At 30.7% G+C, this 19,918-nt stretch carries 19 protein-coding genes; 13 read left to right on the top strand and 6 right to left on the bottom strand.

The window, feature by feature from the left end; genetic code table 11:
* Positions 1-51 precede the first annotated feature (51 nt).
* The 6 genes from AMN88_RS03315 to AMN88_RS03290 all read left to right on the top strand — a co-directional run bounded on the left by AMN88_RS03315 (position 52) and on the right by AMN88_RS03290 (position 6,682).
* Entirely contained in the window at positions 52-429 is a 378-nt protein-coding gene (locus AMN88_RS03315) for an MORN repeat-containing protein (protein ID WP_075536411.1), read from the top strand.
* Complete coding sequence (locus tag AMN88_RS03310) at positions 429-980, top strand: hypothetical protein (RefSeq protein ID WP_075536410.1); 552 nt, start codon at positions 429-431, stop codon at positions 978-980. Before AMN88_RS03315 ends, AMN88_RS03310 begins: the two co-directional genes overlap by 1 nt.
* A 65-nt stretch (positions 981-1,045) precedes the next feature.
* Entirely contained in the window at positions 1,046-2,077 is a 1,032-nt protein-coding gene (locus AMN88_RS03305; RefSeq protein ID WP_075536409.1) for a quaternary amine ABC transporter ATP-binding protein, read from the top strand.
* A 3-nt stretch (positions 2,078-2,080) separates the two neighbouring features.
* Entirely contained in the window at positions 2,081-4,234 is a 2,154-nt protein-coding gene (locus AMN88_RS03300; protein WP_075536408.1) for an ABC transporter permease, read from the top strand.
* Between the two features lie 4 nt (positions 4,235-4,238).
* Positions 4,239-5,717, top strand: coding sequence for a glycerol kinase GlpK (glpK, locus tag AMN88_RS03295; protein ID WP_075536407.1), 1,479 nt, complete (start codon positions 4,239-4,241; stop codon positions 5,715-5,717).
* Between the two features lie 8 nt (positions 5,718-5,725).
* Positions 5,726-6,682 (top strand): 2-dehydropantoate 2-reductase N-terminal domain-containing protein, encoded by a 957-nt coding sequence (locus tag AMN88_RS03290; protein WP_075536406.1) that lies wholly within the window; start codon positions 5,726-5,728, stop codon positions 6,680-6,682.
* Between the two features lie 4 nt (positions 6,683-6,686).
* Here AMN88_RS03290 and AMN88_RS03285 read toward each other — a convergent pair whose 3' ends face one another.
* Complete coding sequence (locus AMN88_RS03285; protein WP_075536405.1) at positions 6,687-8,018, bottom strand: NAD(P)-binding domain-containing protein; 1,332 nt, start codon at positions 8,016-8,018, stop codon at positions 6,687-6,689.
* 77 nt (positions 8,019-8,095) lie between these two features.
* Between AMN88_RS03285 and AMN88_RS03280 the strand changes: the two genes are divergently transcribed.
* Both AMN88_RS03280 and AMN88_RS03275 read left to right on the top strand, forming a co-directional pair.
* A complete protein-coding gene (locus tag AMN88_RS03280; RefSeq protein WP_075536404.1) occupies positions 8,096-9,253 on the top strand; it encodes an iron-containing alcohol dehydrogenase in 1,158 nt (385 codons plus the stop codon).
* Entirely contained in the window at positions 9,253-10,041 is a 789-nt protein-coding gene (locus tag AMN88_RS03275) for a type 1 glutamine amidotransferase (protein ID WP_075536403.1), read from the top strand. Before AMN88_RS03280 ends, AMN88_RS03275 begins: the two co-directional genes overlap by 1 nt.
* Here AMN88_RS03275 and AMN88_RS03270 read toward each other — a convergent pair.
* Positions 10,033-11,718: a formate--tetrahydrofolate ligase gene (locus tag AMN88_RS03270; RefSeq protein ID WP_075536402.1), complete on the bottom strand. Its 1,686-nt coding sequence runs from the start codon at positions 11,716-11,718 to the stop codon at positions 10,033-10,035. The genes AMN88_RS03275 and AMN88_RS03270 overlap by 9 nt on opposite strands.
* Positions 11,719-11,846: 128 nt before the next feature.
* On the opposite strand from AMN88_RS03270, the gene AMN88_RS03265 reads away from it, so the two are divergent.
* From AMN88_RS03265 to AMN88_RS03250, 4 genes are read left to right on the top strand one after another with little or no spacing between them, the layout of a single operon-like run.
* Positions 11,847-13,103 (top strand): sarcosine oxidase subunit beta family protein, encoded by a 1,257-nt coding sequence (locus AMN88_RS03265; RefSeq protein ID WP_075536401.1) that lies wholly within the window; start codon positions 11,847-11,849, stop codon positions 13,101-13,103.
* The gene (locus tag AMN88_RS03260) at positions 13,104-13,373 is read left to right on the top strand and encodes a sarcosine oxidase subunit delta (RefSeq protein ID WP_023854156.1); all 270 of its coding nucleotides are present in this window, start codon (positions 13,104-13,106) and stop codon (positions 13,371-13,373) included.
* Entirely contained in the window at positions 13,373-16,369 is a 2,997-nt protein-coding gene (locus AMN88_RS03255) for a sarcosine oxidase subunit alpha family protein (protein ID WP_075536400.1), read from the top strand. Before AMN88_RS03260 ends, AMN88_RS03255 begins: the two co-directional genes overlap by 1 nt.
* A complete protein-coding gene (locus tag AMN88_RS03250; RefSeq protein ID WP_075536399.1) occupies positions 16,366-16,953 on the top strand; it encodes an aminomethyltransferase family protein in 588 nt (195 codons plus the stop codon). The genes AMN88_RS03255 and AMN88_RS03250 overlap by 4 nt, the downstream gene beginning before the upstream one ends.
* A gap of 10 nt (positions 16,954-16,963) precedes the next feature.
* Here the strand turns inward: AMN88_RS03250 and AMN88_RS03245 are convergent, their stop codons facing one another.
* Entirely contained in the window at positions 16,964-17,812 is an 849-nt protein-coding gene (locus AMN88_RS03245; protein WP_075536414.1) for a DMT family transporter, read from the bottom strand.
* 103 nt (positions 17,813-17,915) lie between these two features.
* Here AMN88_RS03245 and AMN88_RS03240 point away from each other — a divergent pair, with 103 nt between their 5' ends.
* A complete protein-coding gene (locus AMN88_RS03240; protein WP_075536398.1) occupies positions 17,916-18,302 on the top strand; it encodes a hypothetical protein in 387 nt (128 codons plus the stop codon).
* Here AMN88_RS03240 and AMN88_RS03235 read toward each other — a convergent pair.
* The 3 genes from AMN88_RS03235 to AMN88_RS03225 form a co-directional block, all read right to left on the bottom strand.
* Positions 18,292-18,732: a hypothetical protein gene (locus tag AMN88_RS03235; RefSeq protein ID WP_075536397.1), complete on the bottom strand. Its 441-nt coding sequence runs from the start codon at positions 18,730-18,732 to the stop codon at positions 18,292-18,294. The two genes, AMN88_RS03240 and AMN88_RS03235, sit on opposite strands and share 11 nt — an antisense overlap.
* A 3-nt stretch (positions 18,733-18,735) precedes the next feature.
* Entirely contained in the window at positions 18,736-19,482 is a 747-nt protein-coding gene (locus AMN88_RS03230; protein ID WP_075536396.1) for an aspartate/glutamate racemase family protein, read from the bottom strand.
* A gap of 141 nt (positions 19,483-19,623) precedes the next feature.
* A complete protein-coding gene (locus AMN88_RS03225) occupies positions 19,624-19,830 on the bottom strand; it encodes a cold-shock protein (protein ID WP_008545539.1) in 207 nt (68 codons plus the stop codon).
* Between the last annotated feature and the right edge of the window lie 88 nt (positions 19,831-19,918).

The raw sequence follows: 19,918 nt of genomic DNA, 5'->3' as shown, positions 1-19,918 counted from the left end.
AACTCCGTGGGGGGGGATTTTTTTTTAAATCAATTTGTGTAAAATATATTAATGAAAAAATATTCTCTTATAATATTTTTTAGTTTTTTGATCTGCTCCTCAGTTTTAGCAAGAAGCACTGGATGTAAAGAAGGTAACTGTGAAAATGGTTTTGGTAAATGGGTTTATACCGATAAAACTACTTATGAAGGGGAGTGGGTTAATACAAAAAAACAAGGTCAAGGAATCGAAACTTGGCCTAATGGTTACATCTATGAAGGGGAATTTAAAAATAGTCAATGGAGCGGACAAGGAACTTTAACCTTTCCTGACGGGTCTACTTATGAAGGAGAGTGGTCTAAAGGTTTTATGAATGGACAAGGAACATTTACTTGGGCAGATGGAAAACAAAAATCAGGTATTTGGAAAAACGGTAAGTTACAAGAATAATGTCAAAAGAAAATTATATTAACAAAATAAAAGCTTTACCTGAATCTTTAAGGCAATTTATTGGTCTCATAATTATTACTCTTCTAGTGATTATGTCTTTTAGCATTTTAAATGGAATTTTTGGTCAGGGTGATGATTTGGTAAAAAGAATGAAGTTAGAAGAAGAAAGAATTGCTGAGGAAAAAAAGCTTAGTGAATTAATATCTAAATTACCTTCTGGTATATTGGTCTCATTTGATGGCACAGATCATTATAAATTATCCGATGAGGTATATGAGCAAGTATGTAAGGCTACTAAACTAATTCCACAAAGAGCAATTATGGGAGCTAATTTTTTAAATTTTAGAGCACATGAGCTTTATACAATTAATGGAAATAAAATTGATGAAACTTTTGTCAAATGGGATGAAGAAAAAAACAAATGTTTTGCGGGTTTTACAGTTAGTGGAAATAACGTAGGTGTTGATGAAAGTATTACTATAAGTGGAGAAGCTTTAAGTTTTTTAAGTACCGGAATTGATACTAGAGTTTATTTTATTAAAAATTTTTAATTAAGAAAGGTAACAATTATTAACATTTTAATTTTATTGAATTTAAGATAACTTTAAAAAAATTTATGTCTGAAACTGTAATCAAATGTGAATCGGTTTACAAAATTTTTGGAGAAAATGCCAAAAAGATGCTTGAAGAGTCTAATGGCAATGTAGATGCAAAAACCTTTCAGGAAAGAGGATGTATTGTTGGAGTAAATAATGCTTCTTTTGAAGTTGCAAAAGGAGAAATGTTAGTAGTAATGGGTTTGTCTGGTTCAGGTAAATCAACACTTCTTAGATGTATTTCAAGATTAACGGATGCTACCGGTGGAAAAATTTTTATCGAAGGTCAAGATTTATTAGAATTAAATAATAAAGAGCTTATTGAGCTTAGAAGAAATAAAATGGGAATGGTTTTTCAAAGCTTTGCTTTGTTACCTCATAAAACAGTTGTTGAAAATATTGCTTTTCCGCTTCAAATAAAAGGCACTAATACTGAAGAGAGTATTAGTAGAGCAATGGAAATGGTAAAACTAGTTGGACTAGATGGAAGAGAGAATTATTTTCCAAGAGAACTTTCAGGTGGACAACAACAGAGGGTAGGAATCGCAAGGTCATTAGCAGTAGAGCCTGATATATGGTTTTTAGATGAACCTTTTTCTGCATTAGATCCATTAATAAGAAAAGAAATGCAAGATGAGTTTTTAAGACTTCAGGAAAAATTACAAAAAACAATTATGTTTATTACCCATGATTTTGATGAGGCATTAAAGTTGGCTGATCGTATAGCAATTATGAAAGATGGTATCATTGAACAATTAGATACACCTGCGAACATTGTATTAAATCCTGCAACAGAATATGTAAGAAAGTTTACTGAAGAAGTTCCAAGGGAGAAAGTTTTAATTATTGAGGATGTAATGGATGCTTCAAGCAAAGATAATTTAGGAGATTTAAAAGTATCAAAAGATGAAATTATAGAAAATGTTGCAGAAAAAATACTTACTCAAGAAAAATTAGTAGGAGTAGTTGACTCAAATAATAATATTGTAGGATCAATTAAACCTTCAAAAATAATTGATACAGTTTTTGGAGGAAGAAAAAACGGTAGCTAAAATATGGAGTATTTAAAAAAGTATCCAAAATTATTTCAATGGTTATTTTTATTAATTGTATTTTTTGCTTTATGTTTTGCAATTGATGTTCCTGAAACTTATAAATTTATAAGAGGCCAGGCTGAATTTGTTAAAGATCCAAACCAAAGTGTTTACTTTTTTCTAGGTAAAGAGGTTAGGTATTATGCCTTTGATGTATTTTGGAGATTGCCTCCACTTCTAGGATGGCTACCTATTTGGATAAACGACTCCTTGTTTTTCTTAATGAATGAGTGGATGCCGATGGAGTTTTGGAATGAAGATACTCAAGAATTTAAAACTCGACCATTACTATTAGAGGTAAGTAGAAATTTAACTTCATTTATGACCTTTTTAATTGAATTAATTAGAGAGATTTTACTTGGAGGTTTAGAAACTATTGTTGCATTTACTAGCTGGGATTTTATTGATGCTTATCCTTGGTTAGAGTTACCAGGTTTACCTTGGACTATTGTTGCAGCTGGAGCAGCGATACTTTCTTATAAATTAAGTGGAAAAGGATTAGCTTTGTTTGCAGGCTTAACAATGATCTATATTTCTATATTTGGTCAATGGAAACCTTCAATGCAAACACTTTCTTTTATACTTGTTGCGGCTCCACTTTCATTTATTTTTGGTTTAGGTCTTGGTATTGCAGCTTACAAAAGCAAACGTATTGAAAAAGCTTTGTACCCAATTCTTCTAGTGATGCAGACCATGCCACAATATGCTGTTTTAGTTCCTGCACTTGTTCTATTTGGTGTTGGTGATCATGCTGCTGTAATCATTACAATGGTTGTTGCAGTTCCACCAATGATATTACTTACAATTTTAGGCTTAAGAGCCATACCGCCGGAAGTAATTGAAGCAGGAAGAATGAGCGGGTGTACTAATTGGCAATTAATGTTTAAGGTACTAATTCCAACAGCAAGAAGAGATATTTTAATTGGAGTTAATCAAGTTATTATGGTTTGTTTTTCAATGGCAGTTATCTCTGCTTTTATTGGTGCCAAAGGATTAGGATTTAATTTATTATTAGCTTTGAACCAACTAAATATTGGATTAGCATTAGAAGCAGGATTGTGTATTAGTTTAATTGCAATTCTTCTTGATAAAATGTCTTTAGCTTGGGCAAATCAACAACAAGATTATTTTGGTAATCTTTCATTTTTCCAAAGAAATAAAAACGTAATATTTTTTGCAGCTTCATTTGTAATAGGAATAATTCTCGCATATGTTGGGACTTTTATTTTCAAAGGTAGTTTTAATTACTTATTTGAAATTCCTCATAATAAAGGAATATCAACAGCAGATTTTTGGAATAAAGGAGTTGATTGGATTTTTGATACTTTCTTCGTGTATATTAAAGCATTCAACACATGGTTAATTCAAGATGTGCTTCAGCCGATGAGAGCTTTATATTTAAGAATGCCTGCAGTTGCTACATTAGTACTGGCAGTTGGGGCTGGATATTTAATTGGAGGAATTCGATCAGCATTAGTTGTTGCTGCTTTAACTTTATTTATAGCTTTAAGTCCATGGTGGGATAGAGCGCTAGTAACGTTATACATGGCAACTTTTGGTGTAGTTATTTCTTGTTTAATAGGATTTACAGTTGGTACAATATGTTTTCAAAATAAAAAATCTGCAGCATTTATGCTAGGTGTTTGCGATATATTTCAAACATTCCCATCATTTGTATATTTAATTCCTGTAATGATGCTTTTTGGAATAACAGATACATCTGTTTTAATTGCTGTAATTGTCTATGCAACAATTCCTGCAACAAGATACACAATTGAAGGTTTAAGAAGCGTTCCGGTTGGCTTACATGAAGCTGCAACAATGTCTGGTGTAAATAAATTTCAGAGATTAACAAAAATTGAGTTTCCATTAGCATTTCCACATATGATGCTTGGTTTAAATCAAACAATAGTTTTTGCTTTATTTATGGTGATAATTGGAGCTTTCATTGGAACAGAAGATCTTGGTCAATACATTTTAAAAGCACTTTCAGATAAAAATGGAGCAGGAATTGGTTTAACTCTCGGTATCTGTGTTGCGTTTATAGGATTGATTTTTGATAATTTGATTAGAACTTGGGTTGGAAAAAGAAAAAAACATCTTGGCATAGATTAGTATTTTGAAAAAATTTATTGTCTCCATTGATCAAGGAACAACCTCGTCAAGAGTTGTTTTGTTTGACACTAAAGGGAACATTAAATTTATTTCTCAATATGAATTTAAACAATACTTTCCTAGAAATGGCTGGGTAGAACATAATCCAAATGAAATTTGGTCGACAACACTTAAAGCATTAAAGCAAGTAATTAAAAAAGCTAAAAGTTTAAAAGGTAATATACTTACTATTGGAATTACAAATCAAAGGGAAACTACAATTTTGTGGAATAAAAAAACTGGAAAATCTATTTATAATGCAATCGTTTGGCAAGATAGAAGAACCCAGGAATATTGTAAATCTCTAAAGAATAAAAATTATGAAAATACTTTTAGAAAAAAAACAGGGTTATTTATAGATCCTTATTTTTCTGCCACTAAAATAAAATGGATTTTAGATAATGTTAAAGTTTCAAAAAAATTACTAAAAACTAATAATTTATTGTTTGGTACAGTGGATACCTTCTTGATTTGGAAATTAACCAAAGGTAAACAGCATTTAACCGAAGCTACCAATGCAAGTAGAACCATGTTGTTTAATATCAATAACAATAAATGGGATAATGAAATTTTACAGAAATTAAAAATTCCAAGGAGTATCTTGCCTGAAGTAAAAAATTCTGCAGATAATTTTGGAAAAACAGATAAGAGAGTTACAGGAAAAGAAATACCCATTTCAGCTGTTTTAGGAGATCAACAAGCAGCAGCTGTAGGACAAGCTTGTTTTGAAAAAGGATCTATAAAAAGCACTTATGGCACTGGTGCTTTTATAATAATGAACACTGGATCAAAAAAAATAAATTCAAAAAATAAGTTATTAACTACAATTTGTTATCGATTGAATAATAAGACCACGTATGCTCTTGAAGGATCTATTTTCATAGCAGGAGCAGGCGTACAATGGTTAAGGGATAAAATTAAATTAATTAACAATGCTTATGAAACTGAAAAAATAGCTAAATCAACAATAAGCAATAATGAGGTTTATGTTGTACCAGCTTTTAGTGGAATAGGCGCACCTTATTGGAGACCTGATGCAAGAGGCTTAATAACAGGACTTACAAGAGATAGTGATTGGAAAACTTTAGTGAGAGCAACCGTCGAGTCTGTTGCTTATCAAAGTTATGATTTATTTTATTCAATGAATAAAGATGGTTTGAAGCCTAGGATAGTAAAGATTGATGGGGGTATGATAGCTAATAATTGGTTTTCACAATTTTTAGCAGATGTAATTAATCTAAAAGTAATTCGACCGAAAGTCTTAGAAACCACCGCACTAGGAGCTGCGCTGTTTGCAGGATATCAAGTAGGAGAATTCAAATCATTAAACCAGATAAAAAATACATGGAAAAAAGATAAAGCTTTTAAGCCAAAAATTAATAAAAAACTTAGAAATCATATATTGCATGGTTGGAAGCAAGCAATTAAAAAAACCTTAGCATAAAGATAAAAATGAAAAAAATTTTAATTGTTGGCGCTGGAGCTATGGGAGCTGCTTTCTCGATACCATTGTTAGATAATGGTCACTTGGTTACATTAACAGAGCCATATAATTTTAAATTATTACAAAAATTAAACTTAAAAAAAAAAATTCACCCATCATTAAATATAAATTTACCACAAAAATTAAAAATAAATAAATTTTCAAGCGACATCTTAAATCAAAAATGGGACTTAATTGTAATTGCTGTGAGTTCTATTGGAATAGACTTAATTGGAAAAAATCTTTCAAAAATAAAAAATAAATTGCCTATTTTAGTATTAACAAAAGGTCTTAAATTAGATGGTAGGAATTTAATTTCAATGTCTAGCTTATTAAGAAAATATAATAAGAATTTAAATATTTCAGTTTTGAAAGGCCCGTGTTTAGCAAAAGAATTAGCTAAAAAAGTTAAAAGTTTCACTGTTGTTGCGAACAAAAATATTAATACTGCAAAAAAAATAGGAAAATTAATTTCAACAAATTATTATCAAACTGAATTTAGTAGAGATGTTAATGGAGTTGAATTTTTATCTGCTATAAAAAATATTTATTCAATGATCATTGGAGCTGGACAATGGCATAATACATCATCGGCTTTATTCCGAAAATCAATTGATGAAATGAAATATCTTGCAAATTATTTTAAAGGAAAAAAAGAAACTGTTTATGGTCTGGCAGGTTTAGGAGATTTATACGTGAGTGCAATGGGAGGAAGAAATAGTAAAATGGGAGAATATCTAGGTAAAGGCTATACTTTTACCCAAGCAAAGAAAAAGTTTATGAAAAACGATACAGTAGAAGGTGCTGATTTAGCAATAGAAATTGCTCCTTTTGTATTTAAAAAAATTAATAAACGAAAAGTTCCGTTAATGATCTCTTTATTAGAGGCAATTGTTAAAAACAAAAAATTAAAAATTAAATATTAATTTTCTATTTATTTAAAAAAGTTTCCATAGAGTCATCCATCGCTTTTTCCCAAGGCGTATGATGAATTGGCGCAACTGATCCAGTCACTGGAGATGAAAACGATTTATTTCTATAAGTTAGAATATCCTCTACTTTATGGTGTTCCCATTCTTTGAAATGTTTTCTAATTAATTCAAAATCAATTTTAGGATAATCAGACATATCATGAAGTTCTTTGGTATATTCTGTTTGAAAATCTATCATTTGATCAGGATTTTCTAATTTTTCCTCCATTGAAACCCACTTATTTATGTCTTTATCTATCTCGTCGTCACTAGGCATTTTGATTTTTCCCATGATCACATCTCTCGCATACCATCCCTGACAGTCAAACATGTTAAATGTATGAAACTGGTCCTGCATACCTAAGTATAAAAGTTTATGATTATCTTGCCACACAACTCCTTTGTAAAGTTTTGGTGGATATAATCTGTTATGTGTTTTTAATTTTAAACTTTCATCTAAAAATGGGAAATGATGAAGATATCCAGTACACAAGATCACTACATCGGCATTTTGTTCTGTTCCGTCTTTAAATATAGCTTTTTTTCCATCTAACCTATCTAAGTAATGAACTTCTTTCATGCCTTTTGGCCATTTAAAGCCCATTGGGTTATGCCTGTAACCAATTGTTACACTTTTAGCACCATATTTATTACATTGTAGGGCTACATCTTCAGCTGAATAGCTGCTTCCCAAAACAATCACATCTTTTCCTCTGAACTCTTCTGCATCTCTAAAATCATGTGAGTGCATTATTCTTCCTGGAAAAGAATTCATTCCATCGTACTCAGGTATAAAAGGTACTGAAAAATGACCTGTAGAGACTACCACATAATCAAACGTATCATTTAAAATTTTATTATTAACTTTATCTTGGTAGCTAATTTCAAACTTATCATTTTTATAAACAGTATTTGTAACTCTTGTATTAAATTTAATCTTACTTTTTATATTTCCTTTGCTCACTCTTCCCAGAATATAATCTTGTAGTACTTCTCTTGGAGGGAAAGAGGGAATTGGCTTTCCAAAATGTTCATCAAAAGAATAATCAGCAAATTCTAAACACTCTTTAGGTCCATTAGACCATAAGTATCTGTACATACTATTAGGTACAGGATCTCCATATTGATCTGAACCAGTTCTCCAGTTGTAGTTCCATAAACCACCCCAACTTTCTTGTTTTTCAAAGCAAACTATTTCAGGAATTTTTTCTCCTTTTTTTTCTAAATGCTCAAATGCTCTTAAAATTGAAAGTCCACATGGACCAGCACCTATGATTGCTACTTTTGACATAGAATTTTTCCTATCATTAATAAATTTATAAATATATCTTACTAACAATTTTTAAAAAAATAAAATTATATTTTGTTATGGGTATTAATTGGAATTATCCAACCACTATGTGGATAGGAGAAAATAGAATTGAAGATTTATCTTTGGCATGTAAAGAGTTAAATATTTCAAAGCCATTATTTGTAACAGACAAGGATTTAATTAACTTAGATTTAATAAAAAATATAATATTAAGATTAAAAAAAAATTTTAAAAATTTAGCTATCTTTTCTAATTTTACGGGAAATCCAATTGGAGAAAATATAGAAGAAGGTGTCGAAGTTTATAATACCTTGGACTGTGATGGTGTAATTGCTTTAGGAGGCGGAAGTGGTTTAGATGTTGGAAAAGCTGTAGCTTTTATGTGTAATCAATCTCGATCGTTATGGGATTTCGAAGATATTGGTGATTACTGGACAAGAGCTGATAGTTCTAAAATTTCAAAAATTATTGCAGTTCCAACCACTGCCGGGACTGGATCCGAAACTGGTAGAGCATCTGCAATCATAAATAAAGAAACAGGTGCAAAAAAAATTATTTTTCATCCAAAAATGTTACCTTCGATTGTTATTTTAGATCCTTTACTTACACTAGATTTATCTCCAAGATTAACAGCAGCAACAGGTATGGATGCACTTGCACATAATTTAGAAGCGTTTTGTGCACCAGGATATCATCCAATGGCCGATGGAATGGCAATGGAAGGAATGAAGTTAATTAAAAATTCTTTATTAAAAGCATTTACAAATGGAAAAGATGTTAACGCTAGAATGGATTTACTTTCAGCAGCTTCAATGGGCTCGACTGCGTTTCAAAAAGGACTGGGAGCAATTCATTCATTAAGTCACCCAGTAAATGGTAAATTTAATGTTCACCATGGCTTATCAAACGCAATATTTATGCCTTATGTTTTAACATTTAATAAATCCTCAATTGAAAATAAAATAATATCAATTTGTGATTATCTTAATTTAAATAAAAATTTTGATAGTTTTTTAAATTGGATTTTGGAATTAAGAAAAAATTTAAATATTCCACACAAATTATCAGATGTGATGGATTGTAATAATATTGATTTAGATGAACTTTCTTCAATGGCATTTGAAGATCCATCAACAGGAGGAAATCCCAAGAAATTAAGTCAAAAGGATCTAAAAGAAATGTATATAAAAAGTATTTCTGGAGAATTATTTTAATGAAAAAAATATTGATAGTAGAAGGAAACTTACGAGAAGAAAACCAAAGTTTTTCTGAGGCTGGAATTCAAACACATACAGAAAGTCTTAAAGATAGCTTAGCGTTTTTCACAGATAAATTAAAAACCCACGTTGTTAATCCTTCTTCAGATGAAAATATCGATCAAAATATTGATGCACTTGAAAGCTACGATGGTCTTATTTGGGGAGGAAGTAGTTTAAACATCTATAACAATACCCCAGAAATAAAAAGACAAATTGAATTTATGAGAGAATGTCAGAAAAAAATAAAAAAAATTTTAGCAATATGTTGGGGCATGCAAGTAGCTGTAACAGCAGCAGGAGGGAAAGTTAAAAAAGCTACAAAAGGATCTCATAGAGGCATTGCTTCAAATATAGAAATTAATGAAAATGGTTTAAATCATCCACTCTATAAAAATAAAGATCAAAAATTTAATACACCAGCATTTAATTTTGATGAAGTCGTAACAATGCCAAAAGATTCAATTTTATTAGCCTCAAACTCAATAAATAACGTTCAAGGGATAAATTTTAAAGTTGGTAACTGTAATATATGGGGTCTTCAATACCACCCTGAGATTACTTATAACAAAATGATCAACTTGATTATTTTCAGAAAAAAAAGACTTTTGGCAAAAGGTGCTTTTAAAGATGAGAATGAAATAAATAATCACATTAAACATATAGAAAGTGAGAATAATAAATTAGATAAAGTTTCTAGAATGAGAGAATTAGAGAACTGGTTAGACTTTCTAAATTTAGAATAAACCTTCTATTTCACCTTTTTTATTTAACTTAATCGAGTCTGCTGCTGGAACTCTTGGAAGACCAGGCATTGTCATTATCGCTCCACAAATAACAACTATAAACTCAGCACCTGATGATAGTCTTACTTCCCTTATTGGAAGAGAATGACCTGATGGAGCACCTTTTAAATTAGGATCAGTTGAAAAACTATATTGAGTTTTCGCAACACAAATTGGTAATTCACCGTATCCCGCTGCTTCAAAATTTTTTAGTTGTTCTCTTATTTTAGTGTCAGCAATTACTTCATCAGCTCTATAAATTTCTTTTGCTATTGTCTCAATTTTTTTGAACAATGGAGTTTTACTTTCGTATAAGAATTTGAATTTTGCCTCATCTTTTTCACATAATTCAGCAACATGTGCAGCTAAATCTTTTGTTCCTTCTCCACCATTTGCCCAATGAGTGCAAAGACTTGCTTTAACTCCTAAATCATTACAAAAATCTATTAGTGCTTTTACTTCACTGTCTGTATCTTTAATAAAATGATTAACAGCAACTGCAACTGGTAACCCAAATTTTTTAACATTTTCAATATGTCTCTCAAGGTTAACCAATCCTTTTTTAAGTGCATCTACATTTTCGTTTTTTAAATCTTCCTTTGCAACTCCACCATGCATTTTTAATGCTCTGATTGTTGCAACGATAACTACACAACTAGGTTTTAAATTTGATTTTCTACATTTAATATCTAAAAATTTTTCAGCACCTAGATCAGCACCAAATCCTGCTTCAGTCACAACGTAATCTGCAAGTTTTAAACCAGTTTTTGTTGCAATAACCGAGTTACATCCATGAGCTATATTTGCAAATGGTCCTCCATGTATAATTGCAGGATTGTTTTCTAATGTTTGTGTTACGTTTGGTCTAATAGCTTCTTTAAGAAGTACAGTCATAGGCCCTTGAGCATTTAAATCTTTTGCATAAACTGGTTTTTTATCTCGATTATATCCAATTGTAATATTCCCAATTCTTTTCTCTAAATCTTCTAGATCATTTGATAAACAAAAGATTGCCATTATCTCAGATGCAACAGTAATATCAAAACCATCCTCTCTTGGGAATCCATTAGCAACACCACCTAGATTTATGTTTATTGATCTTAAAGATCTATCATTCATATCCATAACTCTTTTCCAAACAATTCTTCTTACGTCTATATCTAATTTATTTCCCCAATAAATATGATTATCAATTAATGCAGATAACAAATTGTGAGCTGATGTGATTGCATGAAAATCACCTGTGAAATGTAAATTTATTTGTTCCATAGGAACAACTTGAGCATATCCTCCGCCAGCTGCACCACCTTTCATTCCAAAAGAGGGACCAAGACTTGGTTCTCTTAAACAAACAATAGATTTTTTTCCAATTTTATTTAATCCATCATTCAATCCAACAGAAGTAGTTGTTTTACCTTCACCAGCTGGAGTTGGAGTGATTGCAGTTACTAAAATTAATTTTCCATCTGGTTTATCTTTAAGAGTGTCTAAATATTCCAAATTTATTTTTGCGATGTGTCTTCCCATTGGGCTGAAAGCTGCACTCTCATCAGGAACATTTATCTTTGCTAAAATATCATTAACTGGTTGCATTTTAGCTTCTCTAGCTATCTGAATATCTGACTTTACATCGCTCATGAATAATCCTTTAAATTAAAAACATTTAACTGTGACTTCTTATCCTTTTTTGAGATATTTGGAAACTTCTAAAAAATATATATAAAAAAAATAAGCACTATTTATATTCTTTGTTATAAAATTATTTAATGCAGAAGTATTCAATATTTAACTTAGTTAAAAATGCTTTTTCAAACCATGAAAATTGGGATTTAGCCTGGAAAGATCCAGCTCCTAAAGAAGAATACGATGTTGTAATTATAGGTGGTGGTGGTCATGGATTAGCAACCGCATATTACCTAGCTAAAGAACACAACATTACAAAAGTAGCAATTATCGAGAAAGGTTGGATTGGAGGAGGAAATGTAGGACGTAACACTACAATTATTAGATCCAATTATATGCACGATGAAAATGGATTGTTCAGTGAGTTTGGAATGGATTTATGGAGAAAGATGAGTCAGGATTTGAACTACAATGTAATGTTTTCTCCAAGAGGAATAATTAACCTTGCGCACTCTGATGCACAAATGAATGCATACGCGAGAAGAGGAAATTCGATGAGGTTAAATGGAATTGATGCAGTTCTTTTAAATAGAGAACAAGTTAAAGAAATTATTCCAATGGCTGACTTTTCTGACAACGTTAGATTTCCAATTTTTGGTGGTTTGATGCAACCAAGTGCAGGTACAGCAAGACACGATGCTGTTGCATGGGGTTATGCACGACAAGCAGACTCTATGGGTGTAGATATAATTCAAAATTGTGAAGTAATTGGTTTTGATGTTAACGCAGGTAAAATAAAAGGCATAAGAACTTCAAGGGGAAATATTAAAGCAAAAAAAGTTGGTATTTGTGTTGCCGGTAGCACAAATATATTAGCTGAAAAATTAAATATGACTTTACCAATTGAAACACATTTACTTCAAGCTTGCGTTTCTGAACCAGTTAAACCAGTTTTAGATAAAGTAGTTACATTTGGTGCTGGTCATTTTTATGTGAGTCAATCAGATAAAGGTGAGATGGTAATGGGAGGTGATCTTGATGGTTACAATAGTTACGCTCAAAGAGGTAATCTTCCAACATTACAACATGTTTTAACTGAAGGAATAGCGATGATGCCCTTTTTAAGTAAATTAAAAATGTTGAGAACTTGGGGCGGTATAATGGATATGTCAATGGATGGTTCACCAATTATTGATAAAACACACATTGAAGGATTGTATTTAAATTGTGGATGGTGCTACGGAGGATTTAAAGCCACACCTGCATCAGGATGGACATTTGCACACACAATTGCGCAAGATAGAGTTCACGAATTAAATGCTGGTTATAGTTTAAATAGATTTAGTACTGGCCATCTTATTGATGAAAAGGGACTTGGAACAAAAACCTGGATATCGTAAATGCTTTATATAAATTGTCCGCACTGTGGAATGAGGTCTCAAAATGAATTTTCGTATGGTGGCGATGCAAGCGTTAAAAGACCAGAACTTAATAAAGAAGTTTCTGATCAAGAATGGGATAATTTTGTTTACAATAGAAAAAGTTTAAGAGGAAAGCATTTAGAGCTATGGCAACATATTTCTGGATGTCGACAATGGATAAAGGTTGAGAGAGATACCGCAACCCATGAAATTTTCAGAACCTTTAAAGCTGATGAGGAAGTTGCTTAATGACTCAAGCTTTTAGAATTGAAAATGGTGGGTTAATAAATAGAGATAAAAAATTATCTTTTAAATTTAATGGAAAAACTTACTTTGGTTATGAAGGTGACACATTAGCTTCAGCTTTATTAGCAAATGGAGTTCATTTAATAGGAAGAAGTTTTAAATATCACAGACCCAGAGGTTTCTTTGGAGCAGGTGTAGATGAACCTTATGCAGTTGTTCAACTTTATAGAAATGGTGAAACAGAGCCAAATATAAAAGCTACAGAACAGGAGTTGTTTGAGGGTTTAGAGGCTAAAAGTGTTAATTGTTGGCCAAGTGTTAATTTTGACATAGGTGCAATCAATAATTTTCTAAAAATTTTTTTACCAGCAGGTTTTTATTACAAAACTTTTATGTGGCCAAAAAGTTTTTGGTATCGAATTTATGAGCCTTTTATAAGAAAAGCAGCTGGTTTAGGTGTAGCTTCAACTAAACATGACAAAGAAAGGTATGAACATAAATACGAATATTGTGATTTATTAATTGCAGGTTCAGGACCTTCGGGATTAGCAGGTGCGTATGCTGCAGCAAAAAATGGAGCTAAAGTAATTTTAGCTGAGGATAAACCAAGATTTGGTGGATCTTTACTAACTAGTGATGTCAATATTGGAAATCAATCAGGAAAAGATTGGGCTGAGGGAATAATTGCAGAACTTAAAACAATGCCAAATGTTGTTGTAAAAAATAGATCCCAAATCTTTGGATACTATGATCACAACATGCTTGTGATGTCAGAAAAAGTTAGTGATCATTTACCATCAACTAAAAAATACCATCCTAATAAAAGACTATGGTACATTCGTGCAAAAGAAGTTTTGATTTCCTCTGGATCAATTGAAAGACCGATAGTTTTTGGAAATAATGATACGCCAGGAGTTATGCTTTCTTCAGCTGCTAAAGAATACTTAAAAGTATATGGTGTTTTAGTTGGAAGAAAACCATTGGTATTTACAAATAACGATAGTGGATATGAAACAGCAATTGAATTTAAAAAATATGGAGTAGATCCAGTTGTTTTAGACTCAAGGAAAAGCGCTGAGTCAGAAATAATAGATGAAGCAAAAAATTTAGGAATTAACATTAAAAATTCATATGTTGTGGTTGCAGCACAAGGATACAAAAAAGTAAAATCTGCAGATATTGCAAGTATTTCAGATGATAAAAAACAACTTGGTAAAATAGAAAATATTCAATGTGATTGTATTTGTGTTTCAGGTTTTTGGACGCCAACTATCCATTTAGCTTCACAATCAGGAAATAAAACAAAGTTTAAAGAGGAAATTGATGCATTTGTTCCAGGGCAATCAAAACAAAATGAAATCACTTTAGGTGCAGCTAATGGTGTATTTTCACTTGATGAAACATTAAAAACTTCATTTAAAGCAGGAAGTGAATTATCAAAAAAAATTACTGAAAATAATAATGAGATAGCTATTCCAAATGTTGTTGAAAAAAAATCTTCTCAACATGATAAGTTTTGGTGTGTTCCGTTACCAAAAGGTAAAAATTATAAAAGATTTTTAGATTTTCAAAATGATGTAGCGGTATCTGATGTGGAAATAGCTTTAAGAGAAGGGTATCGATCAATTGAGCACGTTAAAAGATATACCACTCTAGGTATGGCAACAGACCAAGGAAAAACAAGTAATTTAAATGGATTGCAATTAGTATCCGAAATTGAAAATAAAGTTGTTCCTGCAGTAGGTCATACAACTTTTAGACCCCCATATACTCCTGTTTCTATTGGAGCAATAGTAGGAAGAGAGGTTGGAAAACATTCAAAACCAACAAGAAAATCTCCAATGCACTCATGGCATGAAAAAAATAATGCAGTTTTTGTTGATGCGGGTGTTTGGTTAAGACCTAGGTATTATAAAAGAGGAAATGAAAATTTATTTGAGGGATCAAAAAGAGAAGCAAAAAATGTGAGAACAAATGTAGGTGTTTGCGATGTAACTACATTAGGTAAAATAGATATTAAAGGACCAGATGCAGCGGAGTTATTAAATAGGGTCTATACAAATGCATGGTTGAAGCTACCAGTTGGTAAAGCAAGATATGGTGTAATGTTAAGAGAAGATGGAATTGTAATGGATGACGGAACAACTACAAGAATTTCTGAAAATCATTATCATATGACCACTACTACAGCTCAAGCAGCAAACGTTCTTTCGCATTTAGAATATTATTTGCAACTCGTTTGGCCTGAATTAAATGTGAATGTAGTTTCAACGACAGAACAGTGGGCTGGAGCAGCTATCGCTGGACCTAAATCTCGAGATTTATTACAAAAATTATTTCCAAACTCTGATGTATCAAATGAAGGCTTACCTTTTATGGGCTATATGGAGGGAGATTTATTTGGTGTTAAAGCAAGAATATTTAGAATTTCGTTTTCAGGCGAGCTTGCTTATGAAGTAAATGTTGAGTCTGATTATGGAAATTTTATGTGGGAAAAAATAATTGAAGTTGGTGAAGAATTTAATATTCAACCATATGGAACTGAAGCATTATCAACTCTTAGAATTGAAATGGGACATGTTGCTGGATCAGAACTTGATGGCAGAACAATTCCATTCGATAACGCCTTAGAAGGTCTTATTAGTAAAAAGAAAGATTTTATTGGAAAAAGATCATTACAAAGATCTGCATTTATAGCTGAAGATAGACAAAGAATAGTGGGCGTAGTTCCATTAGACAAACAAACAAGCATACCAGAAGGCTCTCACTTAGTTAAAGATGATAAAGCACCGTTACCAAATCCAAAATTAGGTCATATCTCTGCATCTTGTTGGAGTGTTGAATATGATAATCCTTTTTCTTTGGCAATTTTGAAAGATGGAAAAAATATGATTGGTCAAAAGCTTTTTGCGATGTCCCCACTTAAAAACAAAGTAATACCAGTTGAGATAGTTTCATCACATTATGTCGACCCGAAAGGTGAAAGAGTTAGATCATGACATTAATTTCAGCTTTATCAAATGTTCACACAAAAGGTCAATTCGGAGATTATGAAGGTAAAAATGAAAATGATATACTTAAAATATCTGAAATTAAAAATTTATTAATTGTTCAAATAGTTCAGTACAAGAATTCTTCAGTTTCATTTGAGGGTATTGATATTGATGGTTTAAATTTAAAAAATGAACCTTTAACTGTATTATTCAATGAAAATACAAGGATTATGTGGAATGGACCAAAAAACTGGCTTTTAGTTTCAACAAAAAAAGATTTAATAAAAAATGTATTAGAAAAATTTAAAGATACAGATTTTGCTGTAACAGATTTATCTCATTCTAGAGCTATTATTGAAATTGAAGGAAATGATACGATAGAAGTTTTGAAAAAAGGATGTCCTTTTAATTTTAATACATTGGATAAAAATAATTCAATTAACTCAACTTATAATGGAATAGCCTTCACTGTAGATAGGCTGAGTGAAAATCCAAATAAAGTAAGGTTATTTGCTCTAAGAAGTTTTGGCGAATCTTTATATCATTCAATTACAGACGCATCTCTTGAGTTTGGCTTTAAATCTATATAAGCCTAAATCTTTAATCTCTTGTTGCAATATAAACGCCTATAGAAGTTACAAGAAATCCAATTAAATCTAAGCTAGTCAAACTCTCATTTAAGAAAAGCCATGCCATAAAGGCAGAAGTTGCTGGAATTAAAAAAAATATAGAAACAGTTTTGCTTGCAGAATTATTTTTTATTAAAAACATCAATATTGTAAACGCACCAAATGACACTAAAAATATTTGATGACTCATTGCAATAATAAATGTTTGTGAAAAATCAATATACGGATCAACAAATAATATAATTACTGATAAATGAAATAAACATCCGCCAACAGCTTGATTCATATTACTTACAGACAATGGTAAGTTGTTACTTAATTTTTTTTGCCATAAAGTTGAAAATGTAATTGCTAATAAAGCAATTATTGTTGCGATCAATCCTGCTGCCGGTATTTTTAAACCAATATCAAAACCCAATACAAGTCCTGCGCCAGCAAATCCCAATAAGACACCTATCCATTGTTTTGTAGATACTTTCTCATTTAATATTGGACCACTTAATGCATTTGTAAGAATTGGTTGAAGGGTTACAATTAACGCTGCAATTGCCGTAGGCATACCTATTGAAATTGAGTAAAATACACCTCCGAGATAAAACCCATGAAACAAGACACCACTAAAAAAAGATTCAAAAAAGTTTCGTTTACTAACTAGAATTTTTTGTTTTGAATAAATAGAAAATAAAAAAAAACCTAAAGCAACTAAAGCAAATCTAAAAGCTAGAGCCGCAAATGGATCACTGTTGTCTATAATAGGTTTGGTTGTTATGAAAGCAGAAGACCATAAAAGTATAAATATAAAAGGGAATATTTTAATCATCATGTTTAATAAACAAATAAATTAAATAAAATCAAACAAATCAGTACCTATAATGAACAAATTAGATGTAGAAACAAAATGCCAAATCACTTAATGTTCTACTATGAACTTTAGGTTATTTAGAATTTTAACAATTATACTGTCTTTTTTCTTTTTGACAGGTTTTGTACCCATTCTTTCATTTGTTGGTCCAGGTGTAACCGCTCTTACTTCAGGTAATATCTATAAAGCGAGTGCACAATTTATAGTTAATCAACGTATAGAAAAAGAAACTGGAAAGAATTCTTTGGCTTTAATTAAAGAAACGTTGGTCGAAGAAAAAGATATAAAAATTAAAAAAAATTCTTTTGATGAGGACTTAAGACAATTAGTTGAAACAAGAATAAAAATGACTAGACAAAAACTAGATAATCAAAATTTACAAAAATTACTTAAAAAGCGAATTGAGGTTACTAGATCGATACTTGATTTAAATAATATTACTCAATAATATTTAGATATATCAAATCTTTTTGATCAGTTTCCTTGCACCACATTTCATAGCTTTCACAAACTCTCCATAAATGATTAAAAGCTCGTTGTGAAATTTCTAGTGGAAAATGACTTTTAGTATAATAAAGTTTAGGTATCTTCATTAAAAATTTTATCATAGAATCTTTTTGTAGTTCCAAAAGTCTTAAAGTTTCTTCATTTATTTTTTTTTTAGTTATTTGGTCAATAAATTTATTATTCTTAAGCTCTAAAAACCATTTATCATGAAATTCTCCTGAGCTTAAAATATCATATTCTTTAGTAGTCATAAAAATTTCAAATGCCTGAATATTGTTGATTTCGGGATTTTGTTTTTTAATTTCTATTATATTTGAATAAACAAATTCAGCAGCTCTCAACACATATGGCTTTTCAGTTTTGTTAGACATAAACTAGTTTTTATGTTTAACCATAGCTGACTGAGCCAAAATTAAATTAGGATCTAAGAAAATTTTTGAGGATTTAACATTTTTAAATGATTTAAATGCAAAAATTGCAATAGGGAGCTCTGTACAACCTAAAATAATTTTTTTGCACTTCATTTTAATTAAGGAGTCAATTGCAGGTTTAATTGCTTTTGCTGCAGCCTTTACATTGCCCATTTTAACTAATTTAATAGCTTTATTAACTGACATTTTTTGTATTTTTTGAGATGGCTCAATTAATTGATAATCTTTTTCAAAAAATTTTTTGTAAACTCCAGTTTTAAGAGTGCCCTCTGTTGCTAAGAGACCAACTTTGGAGTTTCTCTTGCATTTTTTTTTTGTAAATTTGAAAACTTCTTTTGGCATATTGATTATTGGAATATTAATTTTATTCTGCAAATCATCGAACCAATAATGAGCTGTATTACAAGGTATAACTATAAATTTACATTTATTCTTTTCCAAAAGTTTACAACCTTTAAGCAAACTCTTTAAAACTTTGTTATATTTTGCTCTACTTATTTTATTTGTAGATTTGTTTGAAAGATTTTTAGTTTGAGAGCCAATAGATTCAGGTCTACCAGGAATATTTGATTTATTATAAAGTATAAATAATGGATACTCTTGATCAATTTTTCCTCTATTTAAAACTGCAAGTTTATTACAAAAATCAAGACCTGCTTGAGTTCCCATTCCACCTAAAATTCCAATCATAATTTTGATTAATTTATTAATTTTTTATTTTAAATCTATAATTAATAATTGTGTTTAAAGATTGTTATTAAACAAGGTATTGGCTGAATAATAAATTTTTTAAAGTTAAATAAATTTTTCAGCCAATAGGAAGTTGTGAAATTATGCAGTTTTTAAGTTAACTGCTGAAGGACCTTTAGGACCATCTTCAACATCGAAAGTCAAAGCTTGACCCTCATCTAAACCGTTCATACCAGCATCTCTTACTGCTGAAACATGTACAAACACATCTTTTTCTTTATCTTCTCTTTCAATAAAACCAAAACCTTTGGTTGGATTGAACCACTTTACTTTACCTTGTAGACTCATATTTATCTTCTTACTTTTTGTTATGTTTAATTATTACTTATAATTAAGTAATAATGGCTTTCTTTAGATTTTATTGGGTTTTGTCAAC

Origin of the sequence: Candidatus Pelagibacter communis, from assembly GCF_001180165.1 — a bacterium.
In the GTDB taxonomy this organism is placed as follows: domain Bacteria; phylum Pseudomonadota; class Alphaproteobacteria; order Pelagibacterales; family Pelagibacteraceae; genus Pelagibacter; species Pelagibacter ubique_P.
The sequence above is the reverse complement of the archived record's forward strand: the minus strand, read 5'-3'. Positions and strand labels throughout refer to the sequence as shown.